Below are 20,544 nucleotides of genomic sequence, written 5' to 3' on the forward strand. Positions count from 1 at the left end.
CACCGGCCGCGATGGTCAAGGAAACCGCCGTTAATTCCTTTGGACGACGCACTGTCCGCCGGCAGATTTGAGGCTTCCGCAGAAGCGCGAGGCCTCGCCGGACGAGGCGAACGGCCCGACCATTGCGCGATAGTAGACGCCCTTGGCGCCGAGGTCGGCGCGTTTGATCACTGGCGTGCGCGATCCCAGTACCGACGGGAATTTACCCTGCAGCACCCGGAACGAAGCCTTCGCGTCCGCCTCATTCTTTTGCGAGGATACCTGGACCAGATACCCCCCGCTGCCGGACGCCTGTTGCGCCGGATTGGTCGATGCCATCCGGGTGCGGGTGTCGGCGGCCGGCGTGGATGGCGACAGCGGCACATTTGCCCCCGGCGCGACTCCTGCCGCAGCCGTCGTATGCCGGTTAGCAGCGGACGCGGCAGCGAGATCAGCCTGATCGCCGCGGACCGCCAGTGTCCTGACCTTGCGCGGCTCATCACCCCCGAGCGCGCTGTTCGCGACGGTCGCGGGAGGCTTGATATCCGGAGCCACGCTTGCCGCGGACGGCGGGTTGTCGTTCTGGTTCAGCGGCGGAAAAACCACGCGCGGGCCGGCGTTCACGGCGCTTTTGACATCGACCGGCTGCTCTTCACGAGACACCACCTGCTCGGTGCCGTTTTCCGCCGACATCCGGTCCTGAAGCAACTTGCCGACCGCATCACCCGACGTCGCCTGTTGAGGCACGATCTTGTTGGGTTCGGTATCGGCCCTGATGACCGGCGGCTCACCATTAGGCGCGTTCCCGACAAAGGTGCGGTACCCATACGCCGCGCCGGTACCGACCACCGCGAGCGCCAGAACCGCGACCACCGTCGCCATTTTTCCGCGACGGCCGGGAGCCGGTTCAGCTGCAGCCTCCCCGTAGCCGTAAGATTCGTCGTAGCCGTTCTCGTCGCCGAAGGGCGCTTCCGGATAGGTCTCGCGCGGAAACTGACCCTCATAAGCATCGTGTGGAACACGATCGCCATAGGCATAGGCCGGCTGATCGTCCGGCAGATTCCCATACCGTGCATCGTGGTAACGGTCGGAATCGTTCTGATAAGATTCCGGTTCAGGCTGCTGATGGCTGTCTGGATAAACCGCCGCGCGCCGCAACACCGGATGCGGCGAAGATTCGAACTGCTCCGGCGAAGGATCAGGCTGCGTCATCCGCCTTTGAATCCACGACGGCGGCCCGGCGGGTGGCTGCTCTTCGATGGGTTCCTCGATCGGCGGCAGCGGCTCAAAATGGTCGACGGGATCATCCACCGGAGCCATCGACGTTTCTGGCTTGGGCTCACCGAAAGAATCGCCCTGACCAATCAGCCGCGCCAGTTCCGCAAGCGGATCGGGCTCCGTGGGAGCAGCCGCGCGCTGGTCGTCGCGCCCGTAATCGTCGTCCTCCGGGAAGGGCCGGTCCTGATATCGATGAGCCATCGTGATGTCGCGTCCCTTTCGGAAAGGCGCCAACTCGCTCGTTCTAAACGAAACAGCTGCCAATCAAGCCCATCACGATCCCCTTCATGACGGCTAACCCATTATCGCATCTCGGTCGGCGCATGGACGCCGAGAACGGTAAGTCCGGATGCCAGAACAGCGACAACGCCCTGAACCAGCGCCAGCCGTGCCCTAGTTATTTGTGCATCATTATTGATAATGAAGCGTAAATGAGGCAAATCGCGCCCTTTCGTCCAAAGCGCGTGAAATTCGCTTGCGAGATCATAGAGATAGAAAGCGATCCGGTGCGGCTCGTGAGCGACCGCCGCAGCTTCGACCGTTCGCGGATAGAGCGCCAGCCTCCGCAACAAGCTGATTTCCACCGGATCGGACAGCCGTTCCAGGTCCGCTATCCCGAGGAATTGCCTTCGTTCCGCATCCGCTTCGGGAAGGTCCGGGAACACCTCGCGCGCATTTCGGAAAATCGAGAAGCCGCGAGCGTGGCCGTACTGAACATAGAAAACCGGATTGTCCTTCGACTGCTCGATGACCTTGGCGAGGTCGAAATCCAGCACCGCATCGTTCTTGCGGAACAGCATCATGAAGCGCACGGCGTCGGAGCCGACTTCATCGACTACTTCACGCAACGTCACGAAATCCCCGGCGCGCTTCGACATCTTCACCGGCTCGCCGTTGCGCAACAGCTTCACGAGTTGCACGATCTTGACATCGAGGGTCGCTTGGCCCGACGTGACCGCCTTGATCGCGGCCTGCACGCGCTTGATGTAGCCGCCGTGGTCGGCGCCCCAGACATCAACCATGTTGTGAAAGCCGCGGTCGAACTTCGTCTTGTGATAGGCGATATCCGAGGCGAAGTAGGTGTATCCGCCATCCGACTTCTTCAGCGGGCGATCGACATCGTCGCCGTAGGCCGTGGCGCGGAACAGGGTCTGCTCGCGATCCTCGTAGTCCTCCACCGGCGCGCCCTTCGGCGGCGGCAACCGGCCCTCATAGACGTCGCCCTTCTCGCGCAGGAAATCGATGGTCTCCGCGACGCGATCTGCACTGCCTTCGATCAGCGAGCGTTCCGAGAAGAACACGTCGTGTCGGATGTTCAGCGCGGCGAGATCGCCCCTGATCATCTCCATCATCATGCCGATGGCCTTGGCGCGCACGAGACCCAGCCACTCCGCTTCGGGAGCCTTCACCAGACTATCGCCATGCTCAGCGGCAAGCGCCTGCCCCACGGGCTTCAGATAATCGCCGGGATAAAGCCCATCCGGAATCGCGCCGATATCCTCACCCAGCGCCTCGCGGTAGCGCAGGAGCGCCGAGCGCGCGAGCACGTCGACCTGCGATCCGGCGTCGTTGATGTAGTATTCGCGCGTCACGTCATAGCCTGCGAACGACAACAGGCTCGCCAGCGCGTCGCCAAACACCGCGCCGCGACAATGACCGACATGCATCGGGCCTGTCGGATTGGCCGAGACGTATTCGACGTTGACCTTTTCGTCGGCGCCGATGGCGCTGCGGCCAAAACCCTCACCATCCCGCAACACATCACGCAATACATCAGCCCAGACCGGCAACTTCAACGTCAGATTGATGAAACCGGGACCGGCGATCTCGGCATTCTCGATCAGATCGTCAGCGCGCAGCTTCGTCACGATCCGTTCTGCGAGATCGCGCGGTTTGGTTTTAGCGTCCTTCGCCAGCACCATGGCGGCGTTGGTCGCCATGTCGCCATGCGAGGCATCGCGCGGCGGCTCGACGACGATCCGCGTCAGATCCAGTCCGGACGGAAGCGCGCCTTCTTCCGCGAGCGCGGCGCAGGCCCTGTGCACGCGCACAAGCACATCCGCGAAAAGATGCTGCGATGGACTGGAATCGGTCATGATATCCGCGATTTGAGTGGAGCTGGAACACGCGCCGCCTAACGCAATTCCGGAGTCGAGTCAAAAAGGCGCTTGTGCTCGTTGATCGCGAAACGGTCGGTCATCCCCGCGATGAAATTGCCGACCCTGCGCGCTTTTTCAGCATCGAACGTGCGATCGACGCCCTCCTCCGGCAGCCATTCGGCGGGAAGCGCAGCCGGATCGTCACGGTAGCGAATGAACAGGTCCCGGACGATGGTTTCAGCCTCGTCCATCACCCGCATGACGCGAGGATGGCGATACATCCTTTGCCGGAGGAACGCCTTGATCCCCGCTTCGGCCTCAGCCGCCTCCGGCGGAAAGGCGATCAGCGGCGCGGAGTGCCGGCGCACATCATCGACCGATCGCGGCTGCGCCGCGGCAATCCGCCTACCCGCCTCGGACAGGACCGCCATGATCAGGCAGGAGATCAGTTCGCGCACCAGTTCGGCGCCGCGCCGCCCATTGTCCAGCGTCGGATGGCGGCGCGCGATATCCGCGATCATTCCGGCGGTTAGCGGCATCTCCTTCAAATCATCGACAGCGAACAATCCGGCGCGCAAGCCGTCGTCGATGTCGTGGGCGTCATAGGCGATGTCGTCGGCGACCGCCGCAACCTGCGCCTCGAGCGAGGCGAAGCTCCATAGCTCCAGATCGCAGGTCCGGTTGAAATCGGCAATACCTACCGGCACGCCCCGACACTGATAGCGCCCCACGGCGTTTCCGGCGGCATCGGTCAGCGGACCGTTGTGCTTGACGATCCCCTCCAGCGTTTCCCAGGTCAGGTTGAGGCCGTCGAAATCCGGATAGCGGTGCTCCAGCAGGGTCACGATCCGCAGCGTCTGCGCATTATGGTCGAAGCCGCCATAAGGACCCAGGCAAAGGTCCAGCGCCCGCTCCCCGGCGTGGCCGAACGGCGGATGGCCGAGATCGTGCGCCAGAGCCAGCGCCTCCGTCAGATCCTCGTCGAGCCCGAGCTGGCGGGCCAGCGCGCGGGCAATCTGCGCCACTTCGAGGGAGTGGGTGAGACGGGTCCTGAAGTGATCGCCTTCATGATAGACGAACACCTGGGTCTTGTGCTTCAGCCGCCGGAACGCCGTCGAATGGATCACCCGGTCGCAATCGCGCCGGAACGCGCTGCGGGTCCGGCTCGGCGGCTCGTCATGCAGCCGCCCGCGGCTGCGGTCGGGCTCGCTGGCAAAAGGCGCAGGCGGGGCTGCCATTCCAACTGTCACGGCACTTGCCCCCTTCCGATGGTTTGATTCCGCCGCGAGCCCACTTAACTATGGCTTGCGGGCAATTCAAAATATTAGACAATGTCCGCAATCGCATATGGAGTCGCAGGATGACAGAAGCCAACATCACCGTCAGCGAGCGCGCGGCGCGGCGGATCAGAGAAATCCTGAAATCCGAGGGCGATGGCGCGATGTTGCGTATCAGCGTCGAAGGCGGAGGCTGCTCGGGCTTTCAGTACAAATTCGACATCGAACGCGCCAAGGCCGACGATGATCTGGTAATCGCGCGCGATTCCGCGGTGGTGCTCGTCGATCCAGCCTCCGTCCCTTTCCTGAGCGGCTCCGAAGTCGATTTCGTTGACGATCTGATCGGAGCATCGTTCCGGGTCGTCAATCCGAACGCCACCGCCTCCTGCGGCTGCGGCACCAGCTTTTCGATATAGTTTTTTGGGGTCATACGCGACCCTGACCCGCTTAAAGGGACCTTCGCGCCGGATGCCCCGTTTCGGATCGGCAATCACCTGCGGGACCACCTCATGCGCATAGCCACCTGGAACGTCAATTCGGTCCGGCAGCGCCTGGATCACCTGATCACCTGGCTGGGAGAGACCGCGCCGGACGTGGTCTGCCTTCAGGAGATCAAATGCGTCGACGAGCAATTTCCCCGCGAAGCCATCGAGGCGCTCGGCTACAATGTGGTGACGCACGGCCAGAAGACCTTCAACGGCGTAGCGCTGCTATCGAAATTCCCGTTCGACGAGACCCGGCCCCGGTTGGCGGGCGATGACGGCGACGTGCAGTCGCGATTCCTCGAAGGCGTCGTCACCCTCAAGCACGGGGTGGTGCGCGTCGCCTGCCTCTATCTGCCCAACGGCAACCCTCCGAACACCGAGAAATATCCTTATAAACTCAAGTGGATATCGCGCCTTATTGAGTATTCAAGGGAACGATTGAAAAGCGAGGAAGCCTTCATACTCGCCGGCGATTTCAACGTCATCCCCGCGCCGTGCGACGTCTACAATCCCGCCGCATGGGTCGATGACGCCCTGTTCCGCCCGCAGACACGGCAAGCGTTCCAGACGCTGCTCGGGCTGGGCCTGACCGACGCCTTACGCGCGGTGTCAGATGGCGCCGGAGAATATACCTTCTGGGACTATCAGGCGGGCGCCTGGCAAAAGAACAACGGCTTGCGGATCGACCATCTGCTGCTGTCGCCGCAGGCCAGCGACCGGCTCAGCGGAGCAGGAATCGATCGTCATGTGCGCGGCTGGGAAAAAGCGTCCGACCATGTCCCGGTCTGGATCGACCTCGATCTGGACGCGACCGAGACGACATAAGATTTTGATTTGGCCGCGTTTTCTTCCAACGAACCGGTATCCACTTCGCTCGAAAGCATTATAAGCAAAGCAACTCAGTCCCGCCGCCCCTGCACCCAGTGTTCCAGCATCTGCAGCGCCATGGCGCGATCATCCTCCGAGGCCTTCGCGATCGCCTTGTTATAGCTCTCGGCGATCCAGGTCTCGTCCGGCGCCGCCGCGTCTCGCGCCAGCGTCAGCCACATCAGGCCGCGCGCCGCCTGCCGGGGCAACAGGTCGCCGTTGAACAACATCCTGCCGAGCATGGCCTGCGCCTGATGCTGGCCCTTCTGCGCCGCGAGGCCGAGCCAGCGGGCGCCATACTTGACGTCGTGAGGCGCTCCGATGCCTTTCAGATAAAGCCGGGCGAGATCGTATTGCGCATCGGCATTGCCGAAATAGGAGGCCGCGTAGGAAAACATCTCTCGCGCGCGCTCAGCGTCACGTTTGATGGCCGAATTCGGAATCCCTTGCAGATAATAGCGCCCGAGCGCGACGAACGCGTTAGCCACAACGCCGGCCTGCGGCGCCGAGGGGCTGTCCTCGGCATGGGCATTGGCGATACGGCTGAAGTACTGGAATGCCCGCAGATCATCCTGGGTAACGCCGTCGCCCTTGGCATACATACGCCCCAGCCGCCACTGGGCGATCGGATGCCCACCCTCGGCGGCGTACTGCAGAGCCGTCAGCGACACACTCGGCGTCGCCGCCTTCTTCAGCGCCTCACCCCCGGCGAGGGGCGCAGAAGCCACGGGAAGCGCCGCGGCGGCTTCCTGCTCTCCGGCCACGGTTCCATCAAAGGCAAAGGCCGGGGCGCTCACGCACCCCACGCTCCAAGCCAACGCCAGAAAAGCTGTTCTGCTAGCCATTCGCATTAACGCAACTTCTCGAACATCCTGCCCGTACAGGTCAGGATACGGCTAAACATCTGTCCAAACTGCCGAGCGAACTTTGCGCGCTCGTCGGATGTGGGATTGGTCGCGCCGATCCGCCATTCGGTCTTGCGGTCGGGACACCGGACATATATCAAATTTACGTCAGCACGCGGGCGAACCGCATTGCTGTCGAGTCTAACGCCGTCAGCGGTCGCGAGCGCCGCAAGGCGATGCGAATCGATCCATCGCGCGCCGGACAAGCCCGCACGGCCGGGCCCGCGCATCGGACCTTCCGTGGCACGACGGCTCGACAGCCTGCCTTTGATGTCCGTCCCGACATCCATCGCGAACCCGATCCCTCCCTGCGGCCTTTTTTCCGGAGACGCTTCCGGGGCTTCGAGCCTCTGAAGCGCCAGCTTCCAGCCGACAGATAAATTTTCAAGAAGGGGTGTGGCCAAATAGCGGCGTCTGCAAGAGCCACCTGTTCGCAGGGTTAAATGATCAGCCAGGTGTTGCGCACTGGCAACAATATTGCCACAGGGCAACAACAGGCGGTTGCGGGGCGTGTACGCCTACATGTTCAGCGCGCGCCCGTAGGCGTCGAGCACCGCTTCCTTCATCATCTCCGAGAGTGTCGGATGCGGGAAGATAGTGTGCATCAATTCCTGCTCGGTCGTCTCCAGGTTCATCGCGACCACATATCCCTGGATCAGTTCGGTGACCTCCGCGCCGATCATGTGCGCGCCGAGCAACTGCCCGGTTTTGCTGTCGAAGATCACCTTCACCAGCCCCTGATCCTCGCCGAGCGCGATGGCCTTGCCATTGCCGGCGAACGGAAAGCGGCCGACGCGGATATCCCTGCCCGCCGCCTTCGCCTTGGCCTCGGTGAGGCCGACGGAGGCGATCTGCGGGTGACAATAGGTGCAGCCGGGGATCAGGCTCTTGTCCATCGGATGCGGTTTGAGGTCCTTGATCGCCTCGATACAAATGACCCCTTCGTGCTCGGCCTTGTGCGCCAGCATCGGCGGTCCCGCGACGTCGCCGATCGCATAGATACCCGGCACGTTGGTCCTGCCGTAGCCGTCGATCACGATGCAGCCGCGATCGGTTTTCACGCCGAGCTTTTCCAATCCGAGATTCTCGATGTTGCCGACCACGCCGACCGCCGAAATCACCCGCTCGAACTCGGCGGCGACCGGCTTGCCGTCGCCCGCGTCGATGGTGGCGACGACGCTGTCAGCCTTCCTGTCGAGCTTGGTGACCTTGGTGGAGGTCATGACCTTGATGCCCTGCTTCTCGAACTGCTTGCGGGCGAGAGCGGCGATCTCGGCATCTTCGACCGGGAGAATCTGCGGCAGCACTTCCACCACAGTGACCTCCGCCCCCATGGTGCGGAAGAACGAGGCGAACTCGATGCCGATCGCGCCGGAGCCGACGACAAGCAGGGACTTCGGAATCTTCGGCGCGACCATCGCCTCGAAATAGGTCCAGACCAGCTTGCCGTCCTGCTCCAGGCCGGGCAGCACGCGCGGCCGCGCGCCGGTCGCAACGACAATGTGCTTCGCCTGATAGCTGCCCTCGCCCAGCACGCCCTTGGGTGGCTCGGTCTTGATGCGCGGATCCGACGTCTTCACCGTGATCTTTCCGGGAGCATCGATCGATGCTTGGCCCCAGATCACGGTGATCTTGTTCTTCTTCATCAGAAAGCCGACGCCCTCATTGAGGCGCTTGGAAACGCCGCGCGAACGCTGCACCACGGCCGTCGGATCGTAGCTCACCTTCTCCGCCGACAGGCCATAGTCCCTGGCGTGCTGCATGTAATGATAGATTTCCGCCGAGCGCAGCAGCGCCTTGGTCGGAATGCAGCCCCAGTTCAGGCAGATGCCGCCGAGATGTTGCTTCTCGACGATCGCCGTCTTGAAACCCAGTTGCGCCGCCCGAATAGCAGCGACGTAACCGCCCGGGCCCGAGCCGATGATGATGACGTCGAAGTGAGTATCAGCCATGGCCTCTGCTTTCTGTCCTCAATTCGTGGCGTCGACCAGTTCGACCCGCCGGTTCAGCGCACGCCCCTCTTCGGTGCGGTTGGTCGCCATGGGAGCGGCCATGCCGACGCCAAGCGGCGTCATGCGCGCTGCGACGATGCCATGCTCGCGGCTGAGCGACTCAACGATAGAGCGCGCGCGACGATGTGACAGGTCGCGATTGTAGTCGAGCGCCCCCTTCGAATCGGTATGCCCGACGATCAATACCTTCAACTCGGGTTGAGCTTTCAAAAGCTTGGCGATCTCGTCGAGCTGCGGCTTCGAATCGGAACGCATGGTGTCCTTGTCGAAGTCGAACAGGATGCCGTGAATCGCGACACGCCCTTGCGAAGCGATATCACGCTGCATGGCGGACGACTCCAGCACGACCATCCGCTCCTCCATTGGCTTGGCTTCAGTGATTTCGAGAAGCGCCAGCGCACGGTCCTTGAGCGGCCCGCCACCCGAGCGGTGCATGATCACATACAGCGAGGCATAGACGTCGCCTTCCGCGCGCTTGAGCCGCGCGGCGACGTAGCGTTGGTCGGCCTGCTGATCGCCGAACAGCATGTAGAGCGGGTCGCCGGCGATCGCGAGGCTGAAATTCCGGCCACCGCAAGTCTCACGCTCGCAACTGAACATCGTCTCGAAGCCGGCTTTCTTGAGCGCCTGCTCGTAGTTGCGAAACACCTCCAGCGACGAGCGGCCTTCCGGCATCTTGTAGGCGATCTGGGTGAACTTACCCTCCAGCGGCGTCACGGAATTCGCATTCTTGTCCTTGCCGCCGTAGTTCTTTATCGGCGCGATCGCGAGTTTGTAATCGGTGAACGCCTCCTGCTTGTAACGAAGGATCTCCGAGCCGTCATAACGCGGCAATAATGGATGGTCCTTGGAGCCCTTGATGTCCGCTGCCTGCACGGACGCCGCGACCAGAACCACACCAAGAGACATCAGGAAGGTCCGCATCTTTTTTCCTTCACACGCTCGGTCAAATTTACGACTTGCACTGCTTCTCGCCGAGATCGACCCGAACGATCCGCGACGGTCCCGGCATCGGTCTCCCGTCCGGACTCTTCGCGGGCTCACGCACCACCGTGGCGAGGATCGCGCAATTGCCGCCGTAAATATTGAAACGACCCATGCCAATCCGCTCGATACGATCGACCACGCCGAGTCGCTCGGGGAAATCACGCATCGCAACGATCGCTGCAAAGTCCTGCCACACTGTGAACTGCGGTGGCAATTCGGCGCGCGCCGAACCCGTGATGGCAATGCACGGACTTGCTGCCAGGATCGCAACCGCGAGGGATTTTCCGATGGCCATCGAAGGTCTCCGGCGCGGTCACACCATCATCATCACGGGATTCTCGATCAGCGTCTTGAACGCGCCGATCAACTCCGCGCCGAGCGCGCCGTCGACCGCGCGGTGATCGCAACTCAAAGTCACGCTCATGATCTGCGCCGCCTCGATCCTGCCGCCCCGCACGACCGCCCGCTCCTCGCTGGCGCCGACCGCGAGAATGGTGGCGTGCGGCGGGTTGATGACCGCGGTAAAATCCTTGATGCCGTACATGCCGAGGTTGGAGACGGCCGTGGTGCCGCCCTGATATTCCTCGGGCTTGAGTTTGCGCGCCCGCGCCCGCGCCGCGAAATCCTTCATCTCGGATGAGATGGCGGAGAGTGTTTTCGTTTCGGCATTGCGGATGATCGGCGTGATCAGCCCGCCCGGCATCGCAACCGCGACACCGACATCGGAATGCTTGTGTTTCAGCATGCCGCCCTCGGTCCAACTCACATTGGCGTTCGGCACGCGTTGCAGCGCCACCGCCATCGCCTTGATGACGAAGTCGTTGACCGAGAGCTTGTAGAGCGGCTTCTTTTCCTTGTCCTTCGGCGCGGTCGCGTTGATCTCTTCACGCGCGGACAGCAGCCGTCCGATGTCGCAGTCCATCGTCAGGTAGAAATGCGGAACGTTCTGGATCGACGCGGTCAGGCGCTGCGCGATCGTGCGGCGCATGTTGTCATGCGGGACGAGTTCGTAGGAGCCGTCCTCGAACAGCGACAGGATCTGTTTGTCCGACATCGAAGGCGCGATCGACGACGCGCCTGCCGGGGCGGGCGCGGCCGCCGCCTTCAGGCCCTTGCCGGACTTCGCCTGCTCCACGTCGCGCGCGACGATGCGGCCATGCGGACCGCTGCCCTCGATGCGCGCCAGTTCAATGCCGGCTTCACTGGCGAGCCGCCGCGCCAGCGGCGATGAGAAGATGCGAGCGTGGCCGTTCGCCGGCTGCGCCGCTTGCGATCCTGATGATGCAGGCTTGGGCGCGGGGGCGCGGGAGGATGGTTCCGGAGAACCAGTCGCTTCGCCGCTGCCAGTTTTCGCCTCCGCCCTGGATTGTGCTTTCGCGTCGGCTTTCGGCTCCACCGTGGCTCCGCTCGCCGCCGCCTTCACGTCCTCGCCGTCACCGGCGAGCACCGCGATGACGTTGTTGACCGGCACGTCCTGCGTGCCTTCCGGCACCAGGATCTTCGCGATGGTGCCTTCGTCCACCGCCTCGACTTCCATGGTCGCCTTGTCGGTCTCGATCTCGGCGATAACGTCGCCGGACTTGACCGCGTCGCCCTCTTTCTTGAGCCACCTCGCGAGGTTGCCCTTTTCCATCGTCGGCGACAGCGCGGGCATCAGGATGTTGATCGGCATGACTTGCCCCGCTTACCGGTAACAGACGGCCTTGGCCGCGGCGACGACTTCAGCCACCGACGGCAAGGCCAGCTTTTCGAGATTGGCCGCATAGGGCATCGGCACGTCCTTGCCCGAGACGCGCATCACCGGCGCGTCCAGATAGTCGAATGCGTGTTCCATGATGCGCGCGACGATCTCCGCACCGACGCCCGATTGCTGCCAGCCCTCTTCCACGGTCACCGCGCGGCCGGTCTTCCGCACCGACGCCACGATGGTGTCGGTGTCCATCGGCCGCAGCGTGCGCAGGTCGACGACCTCGGCCTCGATGCCTTCCTTGGCGAGTTCATCCGCCGCCTTCAGGGCGTAGGTCATGCCGTTCGACCATGAGACCAGCGTGACGTGCTGACCGGTTCGCGCGATCCGCGCCTTACCGATCGGCAGCACATGGTCATCGAGTTTCGGCACCGGACCGGTGTGCCCATAAAGAATTTCATTTTCGAGGAAGATCACCGGATTGGGATCGCGGATCGCGGCCTTCAAAAGTCCCTTGTGGTCGGCGGCTGAATACGGCGCGATCACCTTGAGGCCGGGGATTTGCGAGTACCACGCCGAATAGTCCTGACTGTGCTGCGCGGCGACGCGCGCCGCGGCGCCGTTGGGACCGCGAAACACGATTCCACAGCCCATCTGGCCGCCGGACATGTAAAGCGTCTTGGCGGCCGAATTGATGAGCTGGTCCATTGCCTGCATGGCGAAGTTGAACGTCATGAACTCGACGATCGGCTTCAGGCCCGCCATCGCCGCGCCGACGCCGACGCCCGTAAAACCGTGCTCGGTGATAGGCGTGTCGATCACCCGCCGCGCGCCGAATTCCTGCAACAGGCCCTGCGACACCTTGTATGCGCCTTGATATTCGGCGACCTCCTCCCCCATCAGGAAGACATCATCGTCGCGGCGCATTTCCTCGGCCATGGCGTCACGCAGCGCCTCGCGGATGGTCATGGTCACCATCTCGGTGCCTTCCGGTACCTCGGGATCCTCTGAAATCCCGGGGCGGGGTGAGGCGGCCATCGGCTTGCCCTCGTTGGCCGGCCGGGCTTCCGCGATCGGGGCGGCTGACGATGTCCGGGAAACAGTCGGCTCTGTTTTGGGCTGTGTCTTGGCGTCGGTATTGGCCAGATCGGCCGCGCTTTCGCCGTCCGCAAGAATGGTGGCGATCGGCGTGTTCACGGCCACGTCGGCGGTTCCTTCAGGGACCAGTATCCTGCCAAGCGTCCCCTCGTCGGTGGCCTCGACCTCCATGGTCGCCTTATCGGTCTCGATCTCGGCAATGACGTCGCCCGATCTGATCGTCTCGCCCTCCTTCTTCAGCCACTTGGCGAGGTTGCCTTTCTCCATCGTTGGCGAAAGCGCGGGCATCAGAACTTGAATTGGCATGATCGCTCCGAAAAAAGGCTTGCGCGCTCAGCGATAAATATCGGTGTAAAGTTCGGACGCGTCGGGCTCTGGATCGTTCTGCGCGAAGTCCGCGGCCGTATTGATGGTCTCGCGCACCTTGGCGTCGATCTTCTTCAACTCGTCCTCGGAGACCTTGGCCGCCAGCAGGCGGTTGCGAACCTGTTCGATCGGATCCTGATCGTGCCGGACCTTGTCGACCTCCTCGCGCGTCCGATACTTCGCCGGATCCGACATCGAGTGGCCGCGATAGCGGTAGGTCTGCATTTCCAGGATGTAGGGACCATTGCCCTCGCGGCACCATTTCACAGCCTTGTCGCCTGCCGCTTTCACGGCACGGACGTCCATGCCGTCGATCTGCTCGCCGGGAATGTCGAAGGACACGCCGCGCCTGGAAAAATCGATCTGCGCCGACGAGCGCGCCACCGACGTGCCCATCGCATAGCGGTTGTTTTCAATAATGTAGACGACCGGGAGCTTCCAGAGCTGCGCCATATTGAAGCTCTCATAGACCTGGCCCTGATTGGCCGCCCCGTCTCCGAAATAAGTCAGGCTGACACGATCATTGCCACGATAGCGATTGGCGAAGGCAAGGCCCGTTCCAAGCGACACCTGCGCGCCGACGATGCCGTGGCCGCCATAGAAATGCTTCTCCTTGCTGAACATGTGCATGGAGCCGCCCTTGCCCCTGGAATAGCCGCCGCGCCGCCCGGTCAGTTCGGCCATCACGCCCTTGGCGTCCATGCCGCAGGCCAGCATGTGCCCATGATCGCGATAACCGGTGATGACCTGATCGCCCTCCCCGAGCGCCATCTGCATGCCGACGACGATCGCCTCCTGGCCGATATAGAGATGGCAGAAGCCGCCGATCGCACCCATTCCGTAGAGCTGGCCGGCTTTTTCCTCGAAACGGCGGATCAACAGCATTTCGCGCAGTGCGTGAAGGTCCTGCTCGCGCGTGAACGAGGGGGGTGGCTGGCTTTTCGAGTCGCTGCCTGCCGGCTGCGCGACGTTCTTCTTGGATGCAACCATGGTCATTCCGGATGCGAGAAAGGGTCACCCTCTCTAGCCCAACTCAGGCAACCTTGAAAGCGTGTGATATCAATGATGTTCGCTATGTCGCGAAATTCCGTGACCGAAAACCGGAGGTTTTTGAAATTAGACAAAAGCCTTCTGCGAAAAGGCTGAAGTGCCGCAAGCGCGGCGGCCGCCAGCGGCGTTTCTAATCCTGGCGGATGATGTGAATCAGGTCGTGCGGATTCGCGTAGTGAAGCTGATAGCGGACGCGCTCATCGAGCATGTCGGGATCGATTCCGCTCGCGCGCAAAAGCGCGACCCGCTTCTCGCCTTCGGCGCGCTCCGCCTTCAACCGCACCAGTTCGGACGTCAGCGCGATGATCTCCTGATCGAGGTCCTGCCGCGCATTCAGCCCGTACTTGCCGGTATAGGCGTTGACGCCGAAATAGCCGACGATCATGGCGGCCATCGCATAGAGAGCGAGGCCGGTGAGCAGCGATCGGAGGCGTGAGCGTGAGACCATGGCCCGACGATGCGACGGTCCGGTTAACGCTTCGCTAACGACCTCGCGGGCCCCGGCTGCTATTGTTGATGCCGGGCCACCCAGGCGGCGAAAGCCTTGACATAGGCATCGAGAAACTCGCGCAGCGAGGTCTTGACGAGTTCTCCCTTCTCATCGAATGCATCGCCGATACCGCCGATATAGGCTTCCGGCTGCTGCAAGACCAACACGTTGAGAAAAACCAGCGACTGGCGCAGATGATGATTGGCGCCGAACCCGCCCAGGGTGCCCGGCGAACTGCTGATCACCCCGCCGGGCTTGCCGTTGAAAACGCTCTGCCCATAGGGACGCGATCCGACGTCGATGGCGTTTTTCAGCACGCCGGGAACGGACCGATTGTATTCGGGCGTCACGAACAGGACAGCGTCAGCTTTCCTGACACGATCGCGAAAATCCACCCAGTCCGCCGGCGGCGTCGCGTCCAGATCCTGATTGTAGAGCGACAGTCCATTCAGCGTGATGACATCAAGCCGAAGCGACGGCGGTGCGAGCGCCGTCAACGCCCTGGCGAGCTTCAGCGAAAACGACTCCTTGCGAAGGCTGCCGACGATGACGGCGGTGCTTGGTTGGGACGCCATGAAAAGATCCTATGGTTGCGCGGGCCTGGCGGCCGACTAGATCGCAAACAGATGGTGCCGAAGAGACAGGCGCGTCTCCTGTGAAAACTCATCACCAGAAACTTCGCCGCACTCTCGACCTCCGGTCAATACACGCCGGGGATGATGCGGTGCGTTTGCTGCATGTAGCGGCGATAGTCTTCCCCGAACGTCTCGATCATCATCTGCTCCTCGAAGCGCACGCGCGCGAAGAACAGCAGCGCCACGGCGGCGACGCCGCTGAGGGCGGCGACGACGTTCGGCAGCAGGAAGGCTTGCGCGATCGCCCACAGCCAGAACGAAGCGTACATCGGATGGCGGATCAATCGGTACACACCGGTGCGAACGACCCGATGCCCCTCACGCACTTCCAGCGAAGCCGACCATTGCCGGCCGAGATCCTTGTGCGACCGGCGGAACAGCCAGAGCGAGAAGGCGAACAACAGGCTGCCGAGCACGATGAGACCATAGCCCGGATCGTAGGCGAAAGCGCGCGGCCATCCCGTCGCGAGATTGACTATCGGAATGACAAACAGTCCGGCAAAGGCCGCCGCCAGAAGGGCGCGCTCGCGCCGGCTACCGTCGCGCCGCAACGTCGCGGTGCCCCGCGCCCGCCGGGCATAGGGATAGCGGATGATGAACCAGGCGACGAGACCGATAAGCCATATCGTCTGTCCGAGGGTGATCGAGGACATCAGCCGCCGCCGTGCTTAAGCGACGCCGACGACGGCGGCGTCCGCCGACCTGCTCGCGGCGGCGGCCGTCCCGGAGGACGCGTGTGGCAGGAGCGCGCCATCCTCTCCAAAACGATCGACACCGCCGCGGGGCGACGTGATCTCCTCGAACGGCAGCGGACCACAAATGATCAGGCAATAGTCGTAGTTGGCGCGCACGCTGTTTCCCATCAGGAATTTGTAGTGCAACAGCATGAAATTGAACCGGTGACGCCGGAAGCTAGCCCTGTCCATCATGTCATGCAACTGCACGCGGCGGATGTCCGGACGCCCGCCCGAGCGCTCGCGGCTGACGCGCTTTAACATGACAGGATCGAAGCGATAGAAACTGATGGCGTCGTCGCGGGCGTGATACTCGGTCCACGGAATTCGCGTCTCTCCGGCAACGGCTTGCGCGGCCTGACGAATGCGCTCGCCGCGCGGATGCAGCGAGAATTTCGCGATGGTGGAGCCAACGGTCAGAATACACAGGGAACGGCCACGCCGTGCAAGTTCGGGATCGCGCTTGAGCGCGCGCGCCACCGCATCCATGACCAATGCGGCGCCGAGGCAGTGACCGATGATGACGACCTCATCGACGTCGGCGTTACGCACCCGGTCAAGGATGCGCTCCGCGAACCGGTCGATCCGGGCATCCATTCGCGGCCGCCGGCCATATACAAACTCGCGCGAAAAGATCCAGTCGTCGAACACATGGTTGATCGGACGCCGCCAGCCCAGCAGGCGCAACAAGCCAGCGCTGACGCCCACGGCCGCCGCCGTCCCAAGCACGCCCGCCGGAAATCCGGTCACGCCCGTGAGCCAGGCCAGGCCGTATCCCACCGCCACGCCGCATCCGATGAACCCCGCGACGTACAGATAAGGAAACAGAAAGAAGCCGGCATACTTCCAGTTCGCATACATGAAGCGGAACAGCGTGCCGGTCACGATGAAATCGACCAGCGTGACGAAGCTCTGCCATAGGCGCGACCACATCCCGCGCGCATGATCTTCAAGGATCAGGTCGTCCCATCGCAGCATTTCATAGGATGTGCGCGTGCTCCAGTTAGGCCCGGACGCCTCGACGACCCAGAACGCGCTCACCGGCGTCGCCTCGATCGCGCTCACGATCCCGGCTCTCACGCCCCAGGTGCGCTGGAAAACCGACAGCGATCGCTCCAGGCGGTTCACTTGCTGTTCCGGCGAAATCGGATCGTATCCGCCGATATGAAAGACATGCCGCCGCGCGATCATTCCGTCACTTCCGTGGGCATCTGTTTTCGAGAAGGAAGAGATGTCGATTCTCCCGGCCTCCAGACACGATACCCAACTTCGACCTCGAATACTTCCCTGAAACCGGCTGTGACGTTTCAGTCACAATGCACAGGATTCCCGGCCGCACAATTGACGAGGGAGTGTGAGGGCGCAAATACTAAACCTCCAAGAGAGTCATAGGAACTTATCGATGCCGACTGGTTTCCCGCCTGCTCTCCCCGCCCTGCGTGCCGGAATCGTAGGTCTTGTCCTGTTCGCGCTCGGCGGATTCCTGACAACCTCCGCCCTTGCCCGGACGGCAGCGCCCCATAGGCCCGGTCATGTGTATCTGATGCGGGGTCTGTTCAACGTATTTTCGCTCGGCATGGACGATCTGGCCGCGAAGCTCCAGAAAGTCGGCGTGAAGGCCGAAGCCGTGTCCTATACGTCGTGGTCCTCGCTCGCCGACAGCATTACCGCTGATTTTCGAGCCGGCAACCGCGAGCCTATCATTCTGATGGGCCATTCATACGGCGCGGATACGACGATCTCCCTGGCGCGCAAGCTGAACCAGAACAGGATTCCCGTGGCGCTGATCGTGAACTTCGATCCGACGGAGCCGGACCAGGTTCCACCCAATGTCCGCCGGATCATCAATTTCTACGTGCCGACCGACTGGGGACGTCCCGTGGAGCCCGGTAAAAAATTTCGCGGCCGCCTGTCCAACCTCGATGAGAGCGGCAAGCACGGTCATTTCGAGATCGACAAGGCCGAAGAGCTTCATCGCAAGGCGATCGCCGCCGTGCTTCAGGCCGTCGGACGAGGCGCCCCTCGCGTCAAGCGACCCGCCCAGCACGATCAGATATCCGAAGCACCGGCGCAGTAGCCGGGCACAAGTCATCACTGTCAGCCGGATCCGTGAAGCCCGTGCTCGTCCCGGCCATGAAGACGACAGTGACCAGAGCCTTTTCGCTTCTGATAGAAGCGGAAGCGAAGCGCTAGCCCGTTCTGGCAACCGCGTTACGCCAGAGCCTTGAGCGCGGCACGACCCGCGTACTTCGCCTGGTCGCCAAGCTGCTGCTCGATGCGCAGCAACTGATTGTACTTGGCGGCGCGGTCCGAACGCGACAGCGATCCGGTCTTGATCTGTCCGCAATTGGTGGCGACCGCGAGGTCGGCGATGGTGGAGTCTTCGGTCTCCCCCGAGCGGTGCGACATGACGGCGGTATAGCCGGCCTTGTACGCCATTTCGACAGCGGCCAACGTCTCGGTCAACGTGCCGATCTGGTTGACCTTGATGAGGATGGAATTGGCGCGGCCATTCCGGATGCCGTCGGCGAGCCGCGTCACGTTGGTGACGAACAGGTCGTCGCCGACAAGCTGGCACGTCTTGCCGATCATGTCGGTGACGAGCTTCCAGCCCTCGAAATCATCCTCGGCCATGCCGTCCTCGATCGAGACGATCGGATAGTCCGAGGCCAACTTGGCGAGATATTTTGCCTGCTCCTCGATCGAACGGGTCTTGCCCTCGCCTTCGTAAACGTACTTACCGTCCTTGAAGAATTCCGTCGAAGCCGGATCGAGCGCCAGCGCCACGTCGTCGCCCGGCCTGTAGCCGGCCTTGACGATCGCACCCATGATGAAATCAAGCGCCGCATTGGCCGACGGCAGGTCCGGTGCAAAACCACCCTCATCGCCGACGTTGGTGTTGTGGCCGGCCTTCTTCAGTTCGGACCTCAGGGTGTGAAAGATTTCCGATCCGCAGCGCAGCGCGTCCGAGAACGTCTGGACGCCAACCGGCATGATCATGAATTCCTGGAAGTCGATCGGATTGTCGGCATGCACGCCGCCGTTGACGATATTCATCATCGGCACCGGAAGCGTCCGCGCCGTGACGCCGCCGACGTAACGGTACAGCGGGATGTCGAGGGAATCCGCCGCCGCCCTGGCGAGCGCCAGGGATACGCCCAGAATAGCGTTGGCGCCGAGCCGGCCCTTGTTGGCTGTTCCGTCAAGCTCGATCAGGGTCTCGTCGATCTGCGCCTGCTGCTCGGCATCCATGCCCCCGATCGCATCGAAGATTTCGCCATTCACGGCGTCGACCGCTTTTCGGACGCCCTTGCCGTGATAGCGGCTATTGTCGCCATCGCGCAGTTCGACCGCCTCATAAGCGCCGGTCGAAGCCCCGGACGGCACCGCGGCCCGCCCCATCGCGCCATCTTCGAGCACCACGTCGACCTCGACGGTCGGATTGCCGCGGCTATCGAGAATTTCGCGGCCGATGATGTCTACGATGGCAGTCATAAGAACCTCTTGAGTCACTGGATCACGATGGCCGGATCGAACCGATCCAGAACCATGAACGTGATCGATTCCAGATGTTTTGAGAAGCGGGATGCGAGCAGAAACCAATACCTGCTTTTCCTCGTCCCGCTCTAGTGTCCCGATTCCGAAGTTCGTATTCCCTTGCCGCAACCTCTGATGCGAACTTCGGAATCAAAGGGACACTAGCAACTTTATGATTCTAGTGTGGTTTAGGTTCAGAAGTTCGCTTGACGGACTCGATGGGGCAATGAAGCGAACTTCTGAACCACCACACTAGATTTTGCGCTGCTTCTACAGCAATGCTTGTGGGTGGGAAAGGCTGTGAATCATGACTCTCTCATGACGAGAGCCTTTCCGCTTCTGAGCCAATCAAAAGCGGGGCTTTATGATGTTTATCCAGGATCGGCTTTCGCCGACACCGCTTTGACAGAGACGATCATGCCCAGAAAGCCTCCCTCTTCGCCGAAATCCCCGGATTTGCAACTGGGCCGCGCCGTGGCCTGGCCTGATTCTCCAGAGCGGGCAAAGCTCGACCGCGTGCCCAATCCGCAGAAGGGCACCGACTACGTCGCGCGTTTCACGGCGCCCGAATTCACCGCGCTGTGCCCAGTCACAGGCCAGCCGGATTTTGCGCATCTGGTGATCGACTACGTGCCGGGATCCTGGCTGCTGGAATCGAAATCGCTCAAGCTCTATCTCGCCAGTTTTCGCAATCACGGCGCTTTCCACGAGGACTGCACGGTAGCCATCGGCAAGCGCATCGTCGGCGCGGTCAAACCGAAATGGCTGCGTATCGGCGGCTATTGGTTTCCGCGCGGCGGCATTCCCATCGACGTGTTCTGGCAGACCGGAGCGGCGCCGAAAGGCGTCTGGATTCCCGACCAGGATGTGCCGTCCTACCGGGGGCGAGGCTGAGCACAGACCGAAATCCCCAGAGTCTGTTTCAACTGCGTTGAATCCGATTCAACCTCGTTGAATCACACGCGTCGCTTGTTTTTCATTTGAGCATGATCTTTCCCGAAAACCGGCTCCCACTTTGCGCTGGCGCGGCCCTTCGGGCCGGGATCATGCTCTAGAGC

20 protein-coding genes are annotated in these 20,544 nt (G+C 62.3%); 4 read left to right on the forward strand and 16 right to left on the reverse strand.

Annotation, left to right across the window (positions count from 1 at the left end; translation table 11 throughout):
• Window positions 1–30: 30 nt before the first annotated feature.
• The 3 genes from NWI01_RS06060 to NWI01_RS06070 all read right to left on the reverse strand — a co-directional run bounded on the left by NWI01_RS06060 (window position 31) and on the right by NWI01_RS06070 (window position 4,606).
• Window positions 31–1,458 (reverse strand): SPOR domain-containing protein, encoded by a 1,428-nt coding sequence (locus NWI01_RS06060; RefSeq protein ID WP_141383023.1) that lies wholly within the window; start codon window positions 1,456–1,458, stop codon window positions 31–33.
• A gap of 101 nt (window positions 1,459–1,559) precedes the next feature.
• Window positions 1,560–3,353 carry an arginine--tRNA ligase gene (gene argS, locus NWI01_RS06065; RefSeq protein WP_141383024.1) on the reverse strand — a complete coding sequence of 598 codons (1,794 nt, stop codon included), beginning with the start codon at window positions 3,351–3,353 and terminating at the stop codon, window positions 1,560–1,562.
• A gap of 38 nt (window positions 3,354–3,391) precedes the next feature.
• Window positions 3,392–4,606 carry a deoxyguanosinetriphosphate triphosphohydrolase gene (locus NWI01_RS06070; RefSeq protein ID WP_181410387.1) on the reverse strand — a complete coding sequence of 405 codons (1,215 nt, stop codon included), beginning with the start codon at window positions 4,604–4,606 and terminating at the stop codon, window positions 3,392–3,394.
• A gap of 110 nt (window positions 4,607–4,716) precedes the next feature.
• On the opposite strand from NWI01_RS06070, the gene erpA reads away from it, so the two are divergent.
• The gene (gene erpA, locus NWI01_RS06075; protein WP_011315066.1) at window positions 4,717–5,049 is read left to right on the forward strand and encodes an iron-sulfur cluster insertion protein ErpA; all 333 of its coding nucleotides are present in this window, start codon (window positions 4,717–4,719) and stop codon (window positions 5,047–5,049) included.
• Window positions 5,050–5,142: 93 nt separating this feature from the next.
• Window positions 5,143–5,943, forward strand: coding sequence for an exodeoxyribonuclease III (gene xth / locus NWI01_RS06080; protein ID WP_141383026.1), 801 nt, complete (start codon window positions 5,143–5,145; stop codon window positions 5,941–5,943).
• Between the two features lie 74 nt (window positions 5,944–6,017).
• Here xth and NWI01_RS06085 read toward each other — a convergent pair whose 3' ends face one another.
• From NWI01_RS06085 to NWI01_RS06140, 12 genes are all read right to left on the reverse strand, one after another.
• Entirely contained in the window at window positions 6,018–6,836 is an 819-nt protein-coding gene (locus NWI01_RS06085; RefSeq protein ID WP_141383027.1) for a tetratricopeptide repeat protein, read from the reverse strand.
• A complete protein-coding gene (locus NWI01_RS06090) occupies window positions 6,836–7,294 on the reverse strand; it encodes a hypothetical protein (RefSeq protein ID WP_181410388.1) in 459 nt (152 codons plus the stop codon). Before NWI01_RS06090 ends, NWI01_RS06085 begins: the two co-directional genes overlap by 1 nt.
• Window positions 7,295–7,408: 114 nt before the next feature.
• Window positions 7,409–8,842, reverse strand: a complete 1,434-nt coding sequence (gene lpdA / locus NWI01_RS06095; protein WP_141383029.1) for a dihydrolipoyl dehydrogenase — start codon at window positions 8,840–8,842, stop codon at window positions 7,409–7,411.
• Window positions 8,843–8,860: 18 nt separating this feature from the next.
• Entirely contained in the window at window positions 8,861–9,826 is a 966-nt protein-coding gene (locus NWI01_RS06100; protein ID WP_141383030.1) for an OmpA family protein, read from the reverse strand.
• A gap of 28 nt (window positions 9,827–9,854) precedes the next feature.
• Window positions 9,855–10,184 (reverse strand): hypothetical protein, encoded by a 330-nt coding sequence (locus tag NWI01_RS06105; protein ID WP_141383031.1) that lies wholly within the window; start codon window positions 10,182–10,184, stop codon window positions 9,855–9,857.
• Window positions 10,185–10,202: 18 nt separating this feature from the next.
• Window positions 10,203–11,561 carry a pyruvate dehydrogenase complex dihydrolipoamide acetyltransferase gene (locus NWI01_RS06110; RefSeq protein WP_141383032.1) on the reverse strand — a complete coding sequence of 453 codons (1,359 nt, stop codon included), beginning with the start codon at window positions 11,559–11,561 and terminating at the stop codon, window positions 10,203–10,205.
• 12 nt (window positions 11,562–11,573) lie between these two features.
• The gene (locus NWI01_RS06115; RefSeq protein ID WP_141383033.1) at window positions 11,574–12,980 is read right to left on the reverse strand and encodes a pyruvate dehydrogenase complex E1 component subunit beta; all 1,407 of its coding nucleotides are present in this window, start codon (window positions 12,978–12,980) and stop codon (window positions 11,574–11,576) included.
• Window positions 12,981–13,007: 27 nt separating this feature from the next.
• Window positions 13,008–14,030, reverse strand: coding sequence for a pyruvate dehydrogenase (acetyl-transferring) E1 component subunit alpha (gene pdhA / locus NWI01_RS06120; RefSeq protein ID WP_141383034.1), 1,023 nt, complete (start codon window positions 14,028–14,030; stop codon window positions 13,008–13,010).
• A gap of 190 nt (window positions 14,031–14,220) precedes the next feature.
• Window positions 14,221–14,538 (reverse strand): FtsB family cell division protein, encoded by a 318-nt coding sequence (locus tag NWI01_RS06125; protein WP_141383035.1) that lies wholly within the window; start codon window positions 14,536–14,538, stop codon window positions 14,221–14,223.
• A 59-nt stretch (window positions 14,539–14,597) separates the two neighbouring features.
• Window positions 14,598–15,155: an NADPH-dependent FMN reductase gene (locus NWI01_RS06130; protein ID WP_141383036.1), complete on the reverse strand. Its 558-nt coding sequence runs from the start codon at window positions 15,153–15,155 to the stop codon at window positions 14,598–14,600.
• Between the two features lie 125 nt (window positions 15,156–15,280).
• Window positions 15,281–15,868 (reverse strand): protein-S-isoprenylcysteine O-methyltransferase, encoded by a 588-nt coding sequence (locus tag NWI01_RS06135; protein WP_141383037.1) that lies wholly within the window; start codon window positions 15,866–15,868, stop codon window positions 15,281–15,283.
• A 15-nt stretch (window positions 15,869–15,883) separates the two neighbouring features.
• On the reverse strand, window positions 15,884–17,140 hold the full coding sequence (locus NWI01_RS06140) for a hypothetical protein (RefSeq protein ID WP_141383038.1): 1,257 nt from the start codon (window positions 17,138–17,140) through the stop codon (window positions 15,884–15,886).
• Between the two features lie 211 nt (window positions 17,141–17,351).
• On the opposite strand from NWI01_RS06140, the gene NWI01_RS06145 reads away from it, so the two are divergent.
• Window positions 17,352–18,026, forward strand: a complete 675-nt coding sequence (locus NWI01_RS06145) for a hypothetical protein (RefSeq protein ID WP_141383039.1) — start codon at window positions 17,352–17,354, stop codon at window positions 18,024–18,026.
• 134 nt (window positions 18,027–18,160) lie between these two features.
• On the opposite strand, the gene eno is transcribed toward NWI01_RS06145, so the two are convergent.
• On the reverse strand, window positions 18,161–19,444 hold the full coding sequence (eno, locus tag NWI01_RS06150; RefSeq protein WP_141383040.1) for a phosphopyruvate hydratase: 1,284 nt from the start codon (window positions 19,442–19,444) through the stop codon (window positions 18,161–18,163).
• Between the two features lie 459 nt (window positions 19,445–19,903).
• On the opposite strand from eno, the gene queF reads away from it, so the two are divergent.
• Window positions 19,904–20,380: a preQ(1) synthase gene (gene queF, locus NWI01_RS06155; protein WP_141383041.1), complete on the forward strand. Its 477-nt coding sequence runs from the start codon at window positions 19,904–19,906 to the stop codon at window positions 20,378–20,380.
• The last annotated feature ends 164 nt before the right edge of the window (window positions 20,381–20,544 follow it).

Source organism: Nitrobacter winogradskyi, assembly GCF_006539545.1.
Lineage (GTDB): Bacteria > Pseudomonadota > Alphaproteobacteria > Rhizobiales > Xanthobacteraceae > Nitrobacter > Nitrobacter winogradskyi_A.

Bases quoted from the DNA above. Each gene is read 5' to 3' on its own strand.
- NWI01_RS06105 (WP_141383031.1), bottom strand. From the start codon at position 10,184: ATGGCCATCGGAAAATCCCTCGCGGTTGCGATCCTGGCAGCAAGTCCG.
- argS (WP_141383024.1), bottom strand. From the start codon at position 3,353: ATGACCGATTCCAGTCCATCGCAGCATCTTTTCGCGGATGTGCTTGTG.
- NWI01_RS06100 (WP_141383030.1), bottom strand. From the start codon at position 9,826: ATGCGGACCTTCCTGATGTCTCTTGGTGTGGTTCTGGTCGCGGCGTCC.
- lpdA (WP_141383029.1), bottom strand. From the start codon at position 8,842: ATGGCTGATACTCACTTCGACGTCATCATCATCGGCTCGGGCCCGGGC.
- pdhA (WP_141383034.1), bottom strand. From the start codon at position 14,030: ATGGTTGCATCCAAGAAGAACGTCGCGCAGCCGGCAGGCAGCGACTCG.
- NWI01_RS06135 (WP_141383037.1), bottom strand. From the start codon at position 15,868: ATGTCCTCGATCACCCTCGGACAGACGATATGGCTTATCGGTCTCGTC.
- eno (WP_141383040.1), bottom strand. From the start codon at position 19,444: ATGACTGCCATCGTAGACATCATCGGCCGCGAAATTCTCGATAGCCGC.
- queF (WP_141383041.1), top strand. From the start codon at position 19,904: ATGCCCAGAAAGCCTCCCTCTTCGCCGAAATCCCCGGATTTGCAACTG.
- NWI01_RS06145 (WP_141383039.1), top strand. From the start codon at position 17,352: ATGCCGACTGGTTTCCCGCCTGCTCTCCCCGCCCTGCGTGCCGGAATC.
- NWI01_RS06085 (WP_141383027.1), bottom strand. From the start codon at position 6,836: ATGCGAATGGCTAGCAGAACAGCTTTTCTGGCGTTGGCTTGGAGCGTG.
- NWI01_RS06115 (WP_141383033.1), bottom strand. From the start codon at position 12,980: ATGCCAATTCAAGTTCTGATGCCCGCGCTTTCGCCAACGATGGAGAAA.
- NWI01_RS06110 (WP_141383032.1), bottom strand. From the start codon at position 11,561: ATGCCGATCAACATCCTGATGCCCGCGCTGTCGCCGACGATGGAAAAG.
- erpA (WP_011315066.1), top strand. From the start codon at position 4,717: ATGACAGAAGCCAACATCACCGTCAGCGAGCGCGCGGCGCGGCGGATC.
- NWI01_RS06125 (WP_141383035.1), bottom strand. From the start codon at position 14,538: ATGGTCTCACGCTCACGCCTCCGATCGCTGCTCACCGGCCTCGCTCTC.
- NWI01_RS06060 (WP_141383023.1), bottom strand. From the start codon at position 1,458: ATGGCTCATCGATATCAGGACCGGCCCTTCCCGGAGGACGACGATTAC.
- xth (WP_141383026.1), top strand. From the start codon at position 5,143: ATGCGCATAGCCACCTGGAACGTCAATTCGGTCCGGCAGCGCCTGGAT.
- NWI01_RS06140 (WP_141383038.1), bottom strand. From the start codon at position 17,140: ATGATCGCGCGGCGGCATGTCTTTCATATCGGCGGATACGATCCGATT.
- NWI01_RS06130 (WP_141383036.1), bottom strand. From the start codon at position 15,155: ATGGCGTCCCAACCAAGCACCGCCGTCATCGTCGGCAGCCTTCGCAAG.